The 15,130-nt window shown below is 72.2% G+C and carries 13 protein-coding genes and 1 pseudogene; 10 read left to right on the forward strand and 4 right to left on the reverse strand.

Going from position 1 to position 15,130, the window contains the following annotated elements:
* Positions 1 to 278 precede the first annotated feature (278 nt).
* The 4 genes from ACFPLC_RS28485 to ACFPLC_RS28500 all read left to right on the forward strand — a co-directional run bounded on the left by ACFPLC_RS28485 (position 279) and on the right by ACFPLC_RS28500 (position 4,959).
* Positions 279 to 1,418 (forward strand): sugar ABC transporter substrate-binding protein, encoded by a 1,140-nt coding sequence (locus ACFPLC_RS28485; RefSeq protein ID WP_191316874.1) that lies wholly within the window; start codon positions 279 to 281, stop codon positions 1,416 to 1,418.
* A gap of 90 nt (positions 1,419 to 1,508) precedes the next feature.
* Positions 1,509 to 2,282, forward strand: a complete 774-nt coding sequence (locus ACFPLC_RS28490; RefSeq protein ID WP_043783645.1) for an ATP-binding cassette domain-containing protein — start codon at positions 1,509 to 1,511, stop codon at positions 2,280 to 2,282.
* Positions 2,283 to 2,302: 20 nt separating this feature from the next.
* Positions 2,303 to 3,766 (forward strand): sugar ABC transporter permease, encoded by a 1,464-nt coding sequence (locus tag ACFPLC_RS28495; protein ID WP_378193053.1) that lies wholly within the window; start codon positions 2,303 to 2,305, stop codon positions 3,764 to 3,766.
* An 11-nt stretch (positions 3,767 to 3,777) separates the two neighbouring features.
* Entirely contained in the window at positions 3,778 to 4,959 is a 1,182-nt protein-coding gene (locus tag ACFPLC_RS28500; RefSeq protein WP_378193056.1) for an ROK family protein, read from the forward strand.
* A 128-nt stretch (positions 4,960 to 5,087) separates the two neighbouring features.
* Here the strand turns inward: ACFPLC_RS28500 and ACFPLC_RS28505 are convergent, their stop codons facing one another.
* A complete protein-coding gene (locus tag ACFPLC_RS28505; RefSeq protein ID WP_191316871.1) occupies positions 5,088 to 5,267 on the reverse strand; it encodes a DUF7455 domain-containing protein in 180 nt (59 codons plus the stop codon).
* A 341-nt stretch (positions 5,268 to 5,608) separates the two neighbouring features.
* On the opposite strand from ACFPLC_RS28505, the gene ACFPLC_RS28510 reads away from it, so the two are divergent.
* The 3 genes and pseudogenes from ACFPLC_RS28510 to ACFPLC_RS28520 all read left to right on the forward strand — a co-directional run bounded on the left by ACFPLC_RS28510 (position 5,609) and on the right by ACFPLC_RS28520 (position 8,875).
* A complete protein-coding gene (locus ACFPLC_RS28510; RefSeq protein ID WP_378193169.1) occupies positions 5,609 to 6,412 on the forward strand; it encodes an EamA family transporter in 804 nt (267 codons plus the stop codon).
* A 321-nt stretch (positions 6,413 to 6,733) separates the two neighbouring features.
* Positions 6,734 to 8,074: pseudogene (locus tag ACFPLC_RS28515) on the forward strand (type I glutamate--ammonia ligase); the annotation flags it as partial.
* 18 nt (positions 8,075 to 8,092) lie between these two features.
* Entirely contained in the window at positions 8,093 to 8,875 is a 783-nt protein-coding gene (locus ACFPLC_RS28520; RefSeq protein ID WP_378193172.1) for a DUF6885 family protein, read from the forward strand.
* Here the strand turns inward: ACFPLC_RS28520 and ACFPLC_RS28525 are convergent.
* Genes ACFPLC_RS28525 through ACFPLC_RS28535 form a run of 3 tightly spaced genes read right to left on the reverse strand, consistent with a single transcriptional unit; the run spans position 8,853 to position 12,162 of the window.
* A complete protein-coding gene (locus tag ACFPLC_RS28525; protein ID WP_446681637.1) occupies positions 8,853 to 10,274 on the reverse strand; it encodes an amino acid permease in 1,422 nt (473 codons plus the stop codon). The two genes, ACFPLC_RS28520 and ACFPLC_RS28525, sit on opposite strands and share 23 nt — an antisense overlap.
* 41 nt (positions 10,275 to 10,315) lie before the next feature.
* Complete coding sequence (locus ACFPLC_RS28530) at positions 10,316 to 10,996, reverse strand: response regulator (RefSeq protein ID WP_378193061.1); 681 nt, start codon at positions 10,994 to 10,996, stop codon at positions 10,316 to 10,318.
* Positions 10,993 to 12,162 (reverse strand): sensor histidine kinase, encoded by a 1,170-nt coding sequence (locus tag ACFPLC_RS28535; protein WP_378193064.1) that lies wholly within the window; start codon positions 12,160 to 12,162, stop codon positions 10,993 to 10,995. Before ACFPLC_RS28535 ends, ACFPLC_RS28530 begins: the two co-directional genes overlap by 4 nt.
* 117 nt (positions 12,163 to 12,279) lie before the next feature.
* On the opposite strand from ACFPLC_RS28535, the gene ACFPLC_RS28540 reads away from it, so the two are divergent.
* The 3 genes from ACFPLC_RS28540 to malQ all read left to right on the forward strand — a co-directional run bounded on the left by ACFPLC_RS28540 (position 12,280) and on the right by malQ (position 15,111).
* Positions 12,280 to 12,843 carry a hypothetical protein gene (locus ACFPLC_RS28540; protein WP_378193067.1) on the forward strand — a complete coding sequence of 188 codons (564 nt, stop codon included), beginning with the start codon at positions 12,280 to 12,282 and terminating at the stop codon, positions 12,841 to 12,843.
* Positions 12,840 to 13,034 (forward strand): hypothetical protein, encoded by a 195-nt coding sequence (locus tag ACFPLC_RS28545; protein ID WP_378193070.1) that lies wholly within the window; start codon positions 12,840 to 12,842, stop codon positions 13,032 to 13,034. The genes ACFPLC_RS28540 and ACFPLC_RS28545 overlap by 4 nt, the downstream gene beginning before the upstream one ends.
* A gap of 94 nt (positions 13,035 to 13,128) precedes the next feature.
* Positions 13,129 to 15,111 (forward strand): 4-alpha-glucanotransferase, encoded by a 1,983-nt coding sequence (gene malQ, locus ACFPLC_RS28550; RefSeq protein WP_378193072.1) that lies wholly within the window; start codon positions 13,129 to 13,131, stop codon positions 15,109 to 15,111.
* Positions 15,112 to 15,130 lie beyond the last annotated feature (19 nt).

Below are 15,130 nucleotides of genomic sequence, written 5' to 3' on the forward strand. Positions count from 1 at the left end.
TCGATGAAACCCCGATGTAACTAACGGTGAGTGCTGGCGATCACATCGTCAGCGGATCTACTCTTTCCGGGCGAGGTTCAGCCTGTGTTGCCGAACCGTGTCCAATTGGTGTCATTTAATCGATCCAGCTATCTTCCCCGCAGCCGCTCAGCGGCATATGTTGTCGCCCACAACATATGCGCGACGGTGCGCCGGGCCTCCCGGATCGCCGCCTCGCTGGCCCGACGCACACGCCGACGGCCGCTCGTCACCACTGCTTGGATCCGGAAGGAACGAGGATGCGCAGCAAAACCCTTACCCTCCTCGCCGCCACGGTGAGCGTCGGCCTCGCGCTGACCGCCTGCGGCAACAACAGTTCGAACAGCGGGGGCACGGGGAGCAACTCCGCTTCCTCGTCGGCCCCGGCCGCCGGGGGCGGCGCCAACGGCAAGGTCGGCGTCATCCTGCCGGAGACCGCCAGCTCGGCCCGCTGGGAAGCCTTCGACAAGCCGATGCTGCAGGCCGCCCTCGCGGCGCAGGGCTTCGAGGCCGACGTCCAGAACGCCCAGGGCGACGCCCAGAAGTTCTCGACCCTGGCCGACGGCTTCATCAGCGCCGGCGTCAAGGCCCTGATCATCGCCCCGTCCGACCCGGCCGTCGGTGCCGCCGTCGAGAACAAGGCGAAGAACGCGGGCATCCCGGTCATCGATTACGACCGCCCGAGCCTCGGCGGGTCCGCCGAGTACTACGTCTCGTTCGACAACGAGAAGGTCGGCCAGCTCCAGGGCCAGGCCATGGCCGACGCGCTGAAGGACAAGGCCGGCGCGGGTGTCGTCCAGATCGAGGGCGCCCCGACCGACAACAACGCCACGCTGTTCACCAACGGCCAGGACTCGGTGCTCGAGCCGCTGTTCTCGGCGGGCAAGCTGAAGCGGATCCAGAAGCAGCCGATCAACGACTGGGACAACCAGCTCGGCGGCACGACGTTCGAGCAGATCTTCCAGGCCAACGGCGGCAAGGTCGACGGCGTCGTCGCGGCGAACGACGGCCTGGCCGGCGCGGTCATCACCATCCTCAAGAAGAACGGCCTCAACGGCAAGGTCCCGGTCACCGGCCAGGACGCCACCGCCGACGGCCTGATGGCGGTCATGCGCGGTGACCAGTACATGACGGTCTTCAAGCCGATCAAGGAAGAGGCCGAGGCGACCGCGAAGCTGGCTGCCGCCCTGGCCAAGGGCGACAAGGCCGCGGCCGACGCCATCGCGACCGGCAAGCTGCACGACCCGAAGAACAACCGCGACATCAAGTCCGTGCTGCTGACCCCGACGACGATCCTGGCGAAGGACATCAAGACCGTCGTGACCCAGGGCTACGTGAAGGCGAGCGAGATCTGCGGTGGCGACCTCGCCGCCAAGTGCACCGAGCTCGGCATCTCCTGAGCCCCGGCAACACCCCATGAACAGCCGGGCCGGGACGCGCACCCCGACGGCGCGTCCCGGCCCGGTCCCCACCCAGGAGAAAGCCCATCCATGAGTGAGCCCATTCTCGAGATCAAGGGCCTGAACAAGAGCTTCGGGCCGGTCCACGTCCTCCACGACGTGGACTTCGACGTGCGTGCGGGCGAAGTCACCGCACTGGTCGGCGACAACGGCGCCGGCAAGTCGACGCTCGTCAAGTGCATCGCCGGCATCCACCCGTACGACTCGGGGGCCGTGCGGTTCAACGGCGAGGACGCCCACATCCGCGGCCCGAAGGACGCGGCGGAACTCGGCATCGAGGTCGTCTACCAGGACCTCGCGCTGGCCGACAACCTCGACATCGTCCAGAACATGTTCCTCGGCCGCGAACGCGGCAGTTCCTGGAAGCTCGACGAAGCCAGCATGGAGAAGGCCGCCCGCGAGACGCTGGCCTCCCTGTCGGTCCGGACCGTGAAGTCGGTCCGCACGCCGGTCTCCTCGCTGTCCGGTGGCCAGCGGCAGACCGTCGCCATCGCGAAGTCGGTGCTGTGGAACAGCAAGGTCGTCGTGCTCGACGAGCCGACCGCCGCCCTCGGTGTCGCGCAGACCCGGCAGGTGCTCGACCTGGTCCGCCGCCTGGCCGAGCAGGGCCTTGGCGTCGTGCTCATCAGCCACAACATGGCCGACGTGTTCGAGGTCGCCGACCGCATCGCCGTGCTCTACCTCGGCCGGCTGGTCGCCGAGGTGCACACGAAGGACGTCACCCACGGCCAGGTCGTGGAACTGATCACCGCCGGTCGCTCCGGTGACCTCGGCCTGGCCCGGCCCGAAGCCGTGGTCCTGTGAGCGGGAAGAAAGAACCGGAAATGACTGAAACCCCTGCCAAGCACGAGGTCGGCGCTTCCGCCGACGCGCTCGCGCAGACCCAGGCCCCGACCGGGGCGATCTCCGACTTCGGCATCGACACGACATCGATGTCAACGGGCGAAGCGGTCCGCGACTACTTCGCCCGCCTGCGGGCCGGTGAACTCGGCGCGCTGCCGTCGCTGTTCGGCCTGCTCGTGCTGGTCATCCTGTTCAGCGCGCTGTCGGACAACTTCTTCACGCTGGCCAACATCGCCAACGTGTTCCCGCAGGGCGCGGGCGTGATCATCATCGCGATGGGCATCGTCTTCGTGCTGCTGCTCGGCGAGATCGACCTCGCCGCCGGTGTGGCTTCCGGCACCGCCGCGTCCGTGATGGCCCTGCACTACGTGCACGCCGGGAACCTGCTGGGCTCCCTGGGGACCGGCGTGTTCGTCACGTTCATCGCGGTCCTCGCCGTGGCCATGCTGCTGTCGGCCTACCAGCGGATCTGGGCGGGCGCCGCGCTGTCGCTCATCGGCCTGCTGATCGTCGCGATCGGTGTCCCGGCCAACGCCTGGCTCGAGATCCTGCTGGCGATCTGCGTCGGCACCGCGATCGGCTGCATCACGGGGTTCCTCGTGTCGAAGATCGGCATGCCCTCCTTCGTCGTGACGCTGGCGCTGTTTATCGTGTGGCAGGGTGTCCTGCTGCAGTTCATCGGTGAGGGCGGCACGATCGGCATCAGCAACTCCGACATCCTGTACAAGATCGCCAACGGCAACCTGAACATCCTGGGCAGCTGGATCTTCTTCCTCGTCGCGGCCGGCGGGTTCGCGGTGATCACGCTGACCAGCCACTTCAAGCGGCTCAAGCGCGGCCTCGTCGTCCAGCCCACGGCGCTGGTGATGGTCAAGGTCGGCGCGCTCGTCGTGCTGTCGGCGCTGGGCACCTGGCTGCTGACGATCAACCGCTCGCCGAACAAGGCGGTCGTCACGATCGAGGGCGTCCCGTACGTCATCCCGATCATGCTGGCGCTGCTGGTGGCCGGGACCTACGTGCTCAACCGGACCAAGTACGGCCGGTACGTCTACGCGGTCGGCGGCAACAAGGAAGCCGCCCGCCGCGCCGGTATCGACGTGCCGAAGATCCGGGCGAGCGTGTTCGTCATCGGCTCGGCGATCGCGGCGATCGGCGGCATCGTCGCCGCGTCGAAGGTCGGTTCGGTCAGCCCGCAGTCCGGTGGCCTCAACACGCTGCTGTTCGCGGTCGGTTCGGCCGTCATCGGCGGCACGTCGCTGTTCGGCGGCAAGGGCCGGGTGTCCGACGCCGTGGTCGGTGGCCTCGTGATCGCCGTCGTGATCAACGGCCTCGGCCTGCTCAAGCAGCCGGCCGCGGTGGTCAACATCATCACCGGTCTGGTCCTGCTCCTCGCCGCCACGGTCGACGCGCTGTCCCGGCGCCGCGCGGCTGCGTCGACGCGCTGAACCAGCATGGGATGATAAAGCCCGTGACCAGCACGCCCGTTGCACGACCGGACGAGGTGCGCCGGCACAACCGCACGACCCTGCTCCGCCTGCTGCACGTCGGCGGGCCGAGCACCCGGGCGACCCTGGCCGCCGAGCTGGGGCTCAACCGGAGCACGATCAAGACCCTCGTCGACGGGCTCGCCGAAGCCGGCGTCGTCGAGGAGAAGGTGCCGAGGCCGGGACGAGGGGCGGGCCGCCCCTCGCTCCTGGTCCTGCCCCAGCCGCACGCGGCGGTCGTGCTCGCGGTCGACCTGCAGGTCGAGCACGTGGCGATCGCGCTGGTCGGGCTCGGCGGGCAGATCCTGGGCCGCAACAGCTGGAACCTGCGCGGCCGGATGGGGCAGCCCGGCGAGGTCATCACCCACGTCGTCGAGTCGACGGCCATCCTGGCCGGCGACCTCGGCGTGACCCCGGTGGCGGCCGGGGTGTCGGTGCCCGGCGTCGTGCGGCGCGCGGACGGGCACGTGCACGAGGCCCCGAACCTGCGCTGGACCGACGTCGCGCTCGGCGACCGGCTCGGCGGGGTGCTGCAGATCCCGATCCTCGTCGGCAACGACGCGGAGTTCGGCGCGGTCGCCGAGCACCTGCGCGGCGCGGCCCGCGGGGCGTCCGACGTGGTGTACATCTCGGCGGACGTCGGGGTCGGCGGCGGCGTCATCGCCGAAGGCTCGGCGCTGCGCGGCGGCTCGGGCTACGTCGGCGAGATCGGGCACATGGTCATCCGGCCGGACGGGCGGCCCTGCTACTGCGGCAGCAGTGGCTGCTGGGAGACCGAGGTCGGCGAGGCGGCGCTGTGCCGGGCGCTCGGGCTGCCCGAGGACACCCCGCGCGGGGCGATCCTCTTCGAGCTGCGCGAGCTGGGCCGCGACCCCGAGGCGTCGATGACGCGGCTTGCGGAGTTCGCGGAGTGGCTGACGCTGGGGCTGATCAACATCGTCAACCTGCTCGGGCCGCAGCTGGTGATCCTCGGCGACCTGCTGACGGTGCTGCCGGAGGCGGTGCTGCGGCACGTCGGCGCCGAGGTGCGCCGGCGCAGCCTGGTGAGCCGCGCGGTCGGTGGCACCCGGATCGTCAGCTCGGCTCTGGGGGCCGACGGAAGGCTGCTCGGCGCCGCGGAAGTGGCGTTCGAAGTGGTCTTGGATTCTGTCTGATTTCTTGTCCGGTTCCGTGTCCGGAATACACACGGTTCGGGACTGAATCGTGATTTCCGACACGCAATCTGCAAGATGCAGAAAGGCGGCCGGTGCCTGTGCACACCGGCCGCCTTTCGCTCGTCTGGTTACCGCTGGATGTCGGCGGACAGTTCCTTGAGCTTGGCCTCGTGCTCGCGGGCGTGGTGCCCGCAGAAGAGCAGTTCGCCGCCTCCGGAGAGGACGGCACGTACCTGAGCTGCTGCTCCGCACCGGTCACAGCGGTCGGCGGCGGTCAGTTCGGGGCGGGTGAGCGTCGGCGATGTCATGGGGGTCTCCCTCCGTCCCGGCACCGGTCGCCCGGTGCCATCGATCCAGCTACGCCCACTTCGGGACTGATGCCGGTGGCGGCGATCGCCTCCGGCTCCGCGTGTTCGTGCTTCCACTGTTCCAGACGTTTCGCGGCTCGCAAGTGTTCCCGCGCCGGTGGGACCTGAGTCACGTCGATTTACCCCGGATGCCGTAGCGGCCTCCCGCATTCCAGGAGACGATTACCCGGAGAGTTACGTTTTCCGTGGTCAGGCACCATGGGCTGGTGAGTACGGTGACTTCCCCGCGACGGCTTTCCGCGGTGCCCGCTCCGCTCTTGTTCGTTCTCAGCGGAATTTCGATGTACGCCGGAGCGGCAGTGGCGGTCGACCTTTTCGGCCACGCATCCCCCGCGGGGGTGGCCTGGCTCCGCTGCCTGGGGGCGGCGGTGGTCCTGCTGGCCTGGCGCCGCCCGGGCCGAGCTGCCTGGCGCGGCCGCCGTCTCCTGCTGGCGGTGGTGTTCGGCGTGGTGACGGCGGGCATGAACGTCCTGTTCTACGAGGCGATCGCCCGCCTGCCGCTCGGGACGGCGGTGGCGATGGAGTTCGCCGGCCCGGTGGTGGTGGCGGCTCTGGGGTCCCGCACCGTGCGCGACGTCGCGGCGCTGGTGCTGGTGGCGGCGGGCGTGGTGGCGATCGCGGACGTCCGGATCGGCGGGAGCTTTTGGGGCGTGGTGTTCGCGCTGGGAGCGGCCGCGGCCTGGGCGGGGTACATCTTGCTGGGCAAGAGGGTGGCGGTGGGTGGGGACGGCATCGACAGCCTGGCGATCGGCTTCTTCGCCGGGACGGTGGTGTTGTCCCCGCTCGCGCTGGGCACGGGGCCGGTGTGGTCTTCGCCACGGTTGCTGCTGCTGGGAGTCGGGGTGGGGGTGCTGTCGACGGTGGTGCCGTACGCGCTGGACCAGGTGGTGCTGCGGCGAGTGGGACAGGCGCGGTTCGCGACGCTGCTGGCGCTGCTGCCGGTGACGGCGGGGGTGATGGGGTTCGCGTTGCTCGGTCAGGTGCCCTCGGTGCCCGAGGCGGTGGGGACGCTGGCGGTGGTCGCGGGAGTGGCGCTGCGGAGCCGGGACGGGGCTGGGGAAGGCACGGCCGAGCCCCCGGGCTGAGGGTGGGCGGTTCGGCACCACGCACCGGCGGCGCTCGAACACCTGCGACGGGTTGTCCACAACCTGCCCAGCGTGTGGACAACCGGCCCTCGGCAGGCACTTTGCGGCCGTTTTCCGTCAGCCGCCCTCGATAAGCTGAAGCGGGGCGGATCCCCCAGGGAGGGTGGGCCTGCGCTGGTGAGCCTGGGCTGAGGAAAGCCGAGCGCGGGCACGCTGAGCCAGTGGCCGAGCCTTGGCCCTTCCGGCGCCCGGTCCGGTTCGTGATGGCCCTCACCACACGCACCCGGGATACTTACCCCGGGCGGCAGGAAGCGGGTGGCCATGACCAAAGCGGCGTCGGCCGCGGCGAAGGACTTCGCCGCCGCCGGAGTGGGTGGGGTTCACCTGGCCTGGGCCGACAACAACGGCATCCCGCGCTCGCGGATCGTGCCCGTCGCCGGTCTCGCCGATGCCGCCACGCGCGGGGTCGGAGCGACCTCGCTCTTCGCCGTCTTCGACAGCCATGACTCCATCACCTACCGGCACGAAGGCCTGGCCACGCCCTCCGGGGACATCCGGCTCGTGCCCGTCGTCGAGCGGCTGCGGCGGCTCGCCGGGCAGCCCGCGCTCGCCTGGGCGCCCGTCCGGCAGCTCACCCGCGACGGTGACCCCTGGCCCTACTGCCAGCGCGCCGTCCTCGAAGCCCAGGTTGCGGAGGCCGCCCGGCGAGGGCTCGAATTCCGGGCCGGCTACGAGCTCGAGTTCGCCGTCGCCCCCGCCGGCAGCCCCGACATCCTCCTCACCCCCGGACACCCGGGGCCCGCCTACAGCCCGCACGCCCTCGTCCCGCTCGACGGCTTCGTCGGCGCCCTCCTGCACGACTTCGCCGCCAACGGCCTGCGGATCGGCCAGCTGCACGCCGAGTACGGCGTCGCGCAGCTCGAGCTCTCCCTCGCCCCCGCCGATCCCGTCTCCGCCGCCGACGACCAGCTGCTCGCCCGGCAGACCATCCACGCCGCCGCGCGGGTGCACGGGCTCGCCGTCAGCTTCGCGCCCCTCGTCGGCCTCGGCGCCGCCGGCAACGGGTGGCACCTGCACACCTCGGTGCGCCGCGGGGGCCGTCACCTGCTCGACGGAGACGGCCGTCCGGACGGCGAGGGTGCCGGGTACCTCGCCGGGCTGCTGCGCGACTTGCCCGCCCTGACCGCGATCACCGCGCCCAGCGTCCCGTCGACGCTGCGGCTGCGGCCCGGCTCCTTCGCCGGCGCGTACGCGTTCTGGGGCGTCGAGAACCGGGAGGCGCCGCTGCGGTACGTCCCGGGCTCGGCGCTGCTGGGCGACGGCCACGCGAACGTCGAGCTCAAGACGTCCGACGCCTCGGCCAACCCGTACCTCGCGCTGGCCGCCGTGCTCGCCGCCGGGATGGCCGGCATCGAGGACACGCCCGCGCTGCCCGAGCCGATCGGCGAAGACCCGGGCGGCTGGACCGACGATGACCGGGCGGCTCGCGGGGTGCACCCGCTGCCCGCGAACCCCGCCGAACAGGACGCCGCGCTCGTGGCGTCGCCGCGGATCGCCGGGGTGCTCGGTGCCGAGCTGCTGGGTGCCTTCCGCGCCGTCCGGGCCTCCGACGCGGCGTGGGCCGCCGATCGCACGGTGGACGAGATCATCGCTGCTCATCTTTGCGTTATTAAGGAGACCATGTCTTCGGGGATCGACGGGGGACAGCTCGACCTGTCCGGGGTGCGGTGGCTGCCGGGCGGGGCCCGGCTGGCCGCGGTGGCCCAGGCGGAGCTGCCCCAGAAGGACGGCCTGGCCGCGGCCTTCTGCGGGCTCGCCGCGTTGCGGGCGGCCGGGCTCGACGTGGCCGACCAGGACGCCGTCGCGGCGGCCGCGGGCACGGTCCGCGGGCCGGCCGTGCGCCCGCCCGGCGAGCCGGGCCGGCGCGACTTCCGGCTGCCGCTGCCGGTCGTCGACGACCCGGCCGCGGCCGGCACCCGGGTCTCCGTGCTGGCGGCGGCGATCGGGTCGCTGTCGCGAGGCGCCCTCTCGGCCGTGCCGGTGACGGGGGAGTGGACCACCGAGGCCCTGTTCGACCTCCTCGTCGGCTTGTGGGACGTCCCGCGCGTCGCGGTGCTGGCCCGGATCGACGCCGCCGAGCTCGGCGCGCACGACACCCCGGAACGCGCGCTGCTCGACTACCTCGACACCGGCGTCCCGCCACTGTGGACATCCCGCTGGCGCCCGCCCGGCGGCCACTTCGTGCTCTTGGCGGGCATCCGCATCGGCGCCGAGGGCACCCTGCTGTCCGTTGTGGACACTTATCCGTCGCTCGGCGACCACGGCCGCCACGACCAGCCGGTCGAATGGGTGACGGCGGCGCTGGCCGGGCTCGGCGTCCTCGTGGTCGTCGACGCCGACCAGGCGGCCGGGGTGCGGAGAGCGGCCGCCGACGCCGGGCTCACTCCGTCCTATTGGGACTGAAACGCGAGTGGCGGCGGCCGTAGGCGAAGTAGATCACCAGGCCGATCACCAGCCACGCGGCGAACCGGATCCACGTCAGCACGTTGAGGTTGAGCATGAGGTACAGGCACGCCAGCGCGGCCACGACCGGGACCGCCGGGGAGAACGGCACCTTGAACGGCCGGTCGAGGTCGGGACGGCGGCGGCGCAGCACCGGGACCGCCACGGCCACGATGATCATCGCCGACAGCGCGCCGATGCTCACCATGTCGGCCAGCTCGGAAATCGGGATGAACGCGGCCAGCACGGCGATGAGCGCCGCGCCGCCGATGGTCATCCGGTGCGGAGTGCCCCAGCGCGGGTGCGCGGTGCCGAGCGCCTTCGGCAGCAGGCCGTCGCGGCCCATCGCGAACCCGATCCGCCCGATCGTGACCAGCTCGACCATCATCACCGACGTCAGCCCGGTCACCGCGCCGAGCGAGATCAGCGCGCCCACCCAGTGCTGGCCCACCCGGTCGAACGCGTCGGCCAGCGGCGCGCCCGTGTCGATGTCGGTGAACGGGACCATGCCGGTCAGCACGATCGAGACGCCGATGTAGAGCAGCGCGCACACGCCCAGCGCGCCGAGAATGCCGACGCGCAGGTCCTTGCGCGGGTTCAGCGTCTCCTCGCCGAGGTTCGCGAGCGCTTCGAACCCGGTGTAGGCGAAGAACACCACGGCCGCCGCGGTGATCATCCCGGCGATGCCGTAGACCGACTGCTCCAGCCCCAGCACCGCCTGGACCGCCGGCTGTTCCAGCACCGTCGTGCCGGCTTCGGGCGCCTTGGCCGGCGGGATGAACGGCGTCAGGTTCGCGCTCTTGACGAAGAACAGCCCGACCCCGAGCACCAGCACGCAGACCGCGACCTTGACGCACACCAGCAGGTTGGTCAGCCAGGCCGATTCCTTGATGCCCAGCACGGCGACCACGGTCAGCACGGCGATGATCAGCACCGCGCCGATGTTGACCTTCGCGTCTTCGCCGAACCACTCCGGCGACAGCCCGAGCAGGTTCGCCAGGTACCCCGACCAGCCCCGCGACACCACCGCGGCGCCGAGCGCGAACTCCAGCAGCAGGTCCCAGCCGATGATCCAGGCGAACACCTCGCCGAGGGTGGCGAAAGCGTAGGTGTAAGCACTTCCGGCCGTCGGGACGCTGGAGGCGAGCTCGGCGTAGCACAGGGCCGCGAGCCCGGCGACGACCGCGCCGAGCACGAACGACAGCGTCACCGCGGGCCCCGCGTGGGTCTTCGCCTCGACCCCCGCCAAGGTGAAGATGCCGGTGCCGATGATGATCCCGACGCCGAACCCGACCAGGTCGCGTCCGCGCAGCCGCCGTTTGAGCTCCCCGGAGTCCTGCCGTTCCAGGACCTCGTCCACGTTCAGCGTTCGCCGCTCACCCATGAGGAGAAGTTAGAAGGTCACGGGTCTTTCCGCAGATCGACGCCGGAGTCGGGCAAGGTGAGGCCGGCCTCCTGGGCGAGGATCGCGGCCTGCACCCGCGAGCGCAGGCCGAGCTTGGCGAGCACGCGCGAGACGTGCGTCTTCACCGTCGCTTCGCCGATGTACAGCCGGGCACCGATCTGGGCGTTGGACAGGCCCTCGCCGAGGCAGCCGAGCACCTCGCGCTCGCGGTCGGTGAGGTCGCCGAGGCCGTGCGGGAGGGCTGCCCGGTCCGGGGCCGACGCGGCGAACGCGGTGATCAGCCGCCGGGTGACCTGCGGGGCGAGCACGCCGTCGCCGGCCGCGACGAGCTTCACCGCTTCGATCAGCCGGGGCGCTTCGACCGATTTGAGCAGGAAGCCGGCGGCCCCGGCCCGCAGCGCCCCGTGCACGTACTCGTCGAGGTCGAAGGTGGTCAGCACGAGCACCTGGGTCAGGCCCGCGGACACCAGTTCCCGGGTGGCGGCGATGCCGTCGGTGCCGGGCATCCGGACGTCCATCAGGGTGACGTCCGGCCGCAGCGCCCGCGCCTGGCGGACGGCGGCGGCGCCGTCGGCGGCCTCGCCGACGACCTCGATGCCGTCGGCGTGGCCGAGGATGGTGGTGAGGCCGAACCGGACGGCGCTGTGGTCGTCGGCGACCAAGACTCGGACGCTCACCGCGGTGTGCCTACCGGGAGTTCCGCGCGGACCAGCCAACCGCCGCCCGCCGGGCCCGCGGTGAGCTCGCCGCCCACCGCGTCCGCGCGTTCACGCATGTTCAGCAGGCCCGTCCCGCCGCCGGGAGCCGGGAGCGGACCGGGGACGTCGTTGCGCACCTCGACCGCGAGAACGCCGTCGAGGCAGTGGACGGCGACGTCCACCCGTGCGCCCGGGGCGTGCTTGACGGCGTTGGTCAGCGCCTCCTGCGCGATCCGGTACGCGGTCAGGTCGACCGCCGCCGGCAGCGGCACGTCGGCGTCCACAGTGGACTCGATGTGCACCTCCAGCCCGCTGGCCCTGGCCGACTCCGCCAGCTTGGCCAGGTCCGCCAGCCGGGCGGGCGCGGTCGTCTCCGCGTCCCCGCCGTCGGCTCTGAGCAGTCCGATCATCGCGCGCATCTCCTCCAGGGCGCTGACGCTGTTCTCCCGCACCGACTCCAGCACCGCCTTCGCCAGTTTCGGGTCCGGCAGCGACAGCGCCGCCTCCGACTGGATGGCAATGGCCGAGAGGTGCCCCGCGATCACGTCGTGCAGGTCGCGGGCCATCCGCCCGCGTTCGGCGGCGACCGCGGCCCGCCGGTCCAGCTCCGCGATCTTCGCCAGCTGCGCGGCGTTGGCGCGTTCGGCCTCGGCGACGTCGCGTTGCTGGCGGATGTTGGCCGCCCACCACACCGGCGTGATGACGAAGGGCAGCACGCCGACCGCGGCCAGCACCGCCGCCCGCCACTGCTGGGCGAAGACCAGCACCGCGGCGAGCACGCCCACCACGGTGAACGCGGCGAGGCCGATCATCACCCGGCTGGTGCGCCGGGAGCCGTAGAGCGTCGCCGCGTACAGGAAGTCGGTGTAGATGATCAGCACCGGCAGCGACGGGCCGAGCCCGACGTCCACCGCGACCACCGCCGTGGCCAGGACGAGGGCGAGGGGCACCCGCCGGCGCAGCAGCTCGAGCCCGCACAACGCGGACAGCTCCAGCAGCCGCACCGCCAGCGGCCCGTGGTCGTACGCCGCGACGAGCCGGTGGATCCCGGTCGCGTAGACGAGGAACCCGAGCAGCCAGGTGGCCAGCGCGATCAGGCCGTCCTGCTGCCACACCGGGAGCGAGCGCAGGCGGGGCAGGGGCACCCGGTCATCCCAGCACACCGCGCGCCGGCCCGCGTCCGACGAAGTGATGACCCCGGGTCCGCCGCTTCGCCGACGCGGCCGGCCGCGAGGGCGCGCGAGCGTGGCGGGGTGGACGAGATGGGGAAGTTCTTCGCGGAGAACCCGATGGCCGCCGTCATCGCGGCGGGCGAGATCGGGTTCTGGGTGTTCATCGCGGCGGGGCTGGCGGTGCGGTACCTGCTGCGCGCGCGGCGCGTGTCGGCGGTGCTGCTGGCCATGGTGCCGCTGGTCGACGTCGTGGTGCTGGTGGCGACCGTGCTCGACCTGTCCGGCGGGGGCCGGCCGGGGTTCACGCACGGCCTCGCGGCGGTCTACCTCGGCTTCAGCGTGGTGTTCGGGCCGAGCATGGTCCGGTGGGCGGACGAGCGGTTTGCCCATCGTTTTGCCGGCGGGCCGCCGCCACCGCCGAAGCGGCAGGGGCGGGAGCGGGCCCGGTACGAGTGGCGTGAGTGGGGCAAGTGCCTGCTGGCTTGCGGGCTCGCCGCGGTGGCACTGCTCGCGGCGATCTTCGCGATCGGCGAGCCCGACCGGGTGGCGCCGCTGTGGGAGTGGTTCCCGCGGCTGGGGACCGTCTCGGCGGTCTGGCTGTTCGCCGGGCCGGTGTGGCAGGAGCTGTTCGGCCGGGAGGAGGTGCGGCCGTGAGGGAGCTGCTCGGGATCCTGCTGGTCGTCCAGGGCGGCGGCGGGCTGCTCAACCGCCTGCTCGGGGCGCGCTCGCCGAGCTGGTTCGTCCAGTTGCACCTGCTGCCGGCGTCGTGGCACGTCGTCGCCAGCGCGGTGATGGTGCTCGCGGGGGTGGCGGTGCTGGCCGGCGGCAGGAGGCGCCGGGGTTGACGGGTGGCGACGCAGTGAATGACTCATTCCTGGCGTCCGACGCCAGGAATGAGTCATTCAAGACGCCGGAGCCGGGGTGACGTAGGCCGCGCAGATGGCGGGAACGGCCGGGCACCGGAATGCTGGTCCCGTGCCCGAACAGATCCCCGCCCTGCACGAGCTCGCCGACTCCTACGGTGTCGCGACCCGGTACGAGAACGCCGACCGGGTCTGGGTCGACGTCGACGACGACGTCGTCATCGCCGTCCTCGGCCAGTTCGGCGTCGATGCCACCAGTGACGAGGCCATCGCCGCGGCGCTGGCCGCCGTGCGCGAAGCCCCGGCCGCCCTGCCGCCGACCATCGTCGTCCGGGAGGGCACCGGCAGGACGCTGGGTGTCGACGCCGAAGTCGTCCTCGAAGACGGGACGCGGCGGCGGGCCGACGGGGAACTGCCCGCGGACCTGCCGCTCGGGTGGCACCGGGTGGTCACCGCCGACCAGGACGTCGTGCTGGCCGTGGTGCCGGCGAAGCTGCCGCGGGTGCGGCCCGCCTGGGGCTGGATGCTGCAGCTCTACGCCCTGCACTCGGCCGGGTCCTGGGGCATCGGCGACTACGCCGACCTCGCCACCTTCGCCGCCCGGTCGGCCGCCGAACTGGACGCCGGCGTCCTGCTGGTGAACCCGGTGCAGGCGATCAGCCCGGCCCACCCGATCGAACGCTCGCCGTACTCGCCGGCGAGCCGCCGGTTCGCCAACCCGGTCTACCTGCGCGTCACGGCCACCGAGACCTTCCGGCAGGCCGACGCCGCGACGCAGGAGGCCGTCGAGTCCCTGGCCCCGGACCGCGAAGGCGAGCTGGTCGACTACGACGCCGTCTGGACGGCCAAGCGCGCCGCCCTCGAGCTGCTGTGGCCCCACCGGGTCGAGGAGCTGCCCGAGGACGCCGACCTGCTGGACTTCGCCCTCTTCTGCGCCCTCGCCGAGCGGCACGGCGGTGACTGGCGCGACTGGCCGGAAGACCTGCGCGACCCGGCCGGACCGGCGGCGGCGAAGGCGCGCGAGGAGCTCGAGGACCGCGTCGCCTTCCACGCGTGGTTGCAGCACCTCTGCCGGGTCCAGCTGGAAGCGGCGCGGACCGCCGCGCGCGAGGCCGGGATGACCGTCGGGATCGTGCACGACCTGCCGGTCGGGGTGCACCCCGGTGGGGCCGACACGTGGGCGCTCGAAGACGTCTTCGCCGCCGACGTGCGGGTCGGCGCGCCGCCGGACGCCTTCAACCAGCAGGGGCAGGACTGGAACCTGCCGCCGTGGCGGCCGGACAAGCTGGCGGAGGCCGGGTACGCGCCGTTCCGGGACGTCATCCGGGGTGTCCTGCGCTTCGCCGACGGCATCCGCGTCGACCACATCGCGGGCCTGTGGCGGCTGTGGTGGATCCCGCCGGGCGAGCCCGCGCACCGCGGCACGTACGTCCACTACGACGCCGAGGCCATGGTCGGCGTGCTCGCGCTCGAGGCGCACCGGGCCGGCGCCGTCGTCGTGGGGGAGGACCTCGGCACCGTCGAGGAGGTCGTCACCGACACGATGCACGATCGGGGGATGCTCAGCTCGGCCGTGCTGTGGTTCGAGCGCGACTGGGACGCGCCGGGCCAGCCGTTCACCCGACCGGAAAGCTGGGACCCGGACGCGATGGCCAGCATCTCCACGCACGACCTGCCGACGGTGCCGGGCTGGCTGAAGAGCGAGCACGTCCGGGTCCGGGCCGAGCTGGGCCTGCTGGACCGCGGGGTCGAGGCCGAAGAGGAAGCCGCCGCCGGTGAACGCCAGGCGTTGCTGGAACTCGTTGCGCGGGAAGGCATCCCGGACGACGACCCGGTCGTCGCGCTGCACACCCTGCTCGCGAAGGCCGCGTCACGGCTCGTGCTGACCTCGCCGGCCGACGTCGCGGGCCAGGTGCGGCAGCCGAATCTGCCCGGAACCGTCGACCAGTACCCTAACTGGCGGATTCGCCTGCCCGTCAGCGTGGACGGCTTCTTCACCGCGCAGGGGGTCCGCGCCGCGGTCGCACCGCTGGCGGCGGCCCGGCCGCTGCCCCGGTAACGACCACCCCGGCGCGCGC

This window comes from Amycolatopsis plumensis, from assembly GCF_042652605.1.
Taxonomy (GTDB): Bacteria; Actinomycetota; Actinomycetes; order Mycobacteriales; family Pseudonocardiaceae; genus Amycolatopsis; species Amycolatopsis plumensis.

Coding starts and splice junctions, on each gene's coding strand:
- ACFPLC_RS28490 (WP_043783645.1), top strand. CDS start 1,509: ATGAGTGAGCCCATTCTCGAGATCAAGGGCCTGAACAAGAGCTTCGGG.
- ACFPLC_RS28495 (WP_378193053.1), top strand. CDS start 2,303: ATGACTGAAACCCCTGCCAAGCACGAGGTCGGCGCTTCCGCCGACGCG.
- malQ (WP_378193072.1), top strand. CDS start 13,129: ATGGCGGGAACGGCCGGGCACCGGAATGCTGGTCCCGTGCCCGAACAG.
- ACFPLC_RS28500 (WP_378193056.1), top strand. CDS start 3,778: ATGATAAAGCCCGTGACCAGCACGCCCGTTGCACGACCGGACGAGGTG.
- ACFPLC_RS28505 (WP_191316871.1), bottom strand. CDS start 5,267: ATGACATCGCCGACGCTCACCCGCCCCGAACTGACCGCCGCCGACCGC.
- ACFPLC_RS28520 (WP_378193172.1), top strand. CDS start 8,093: ATGTCTTCGGGGATCGACGGGGGACAGCTCGACCTGTCCGGGGTGCGG.
- ACFPLC_RS28540 (WP_378193067.1), top strand. CDS start 12,280: ATGGGGAAGTTCTTCGCGGAGAACCCGATGGCCGCCGTCATCGCGGCG.
- ACFPLC_RS28510 (WP_378193169.1), top strand. CDS start 5,609: ATGTACGCCGGAGCGGCAGTGGCGGTCGACCTTTTCGGCCACGCATCC.
- ACFPLC_RS28485 (WP_191316874.1), top strand. CDS start 279: ATGCGCAGCAAAACCCTTACCCTCCTCGCCGCCACGGTGAGCGTCGGC.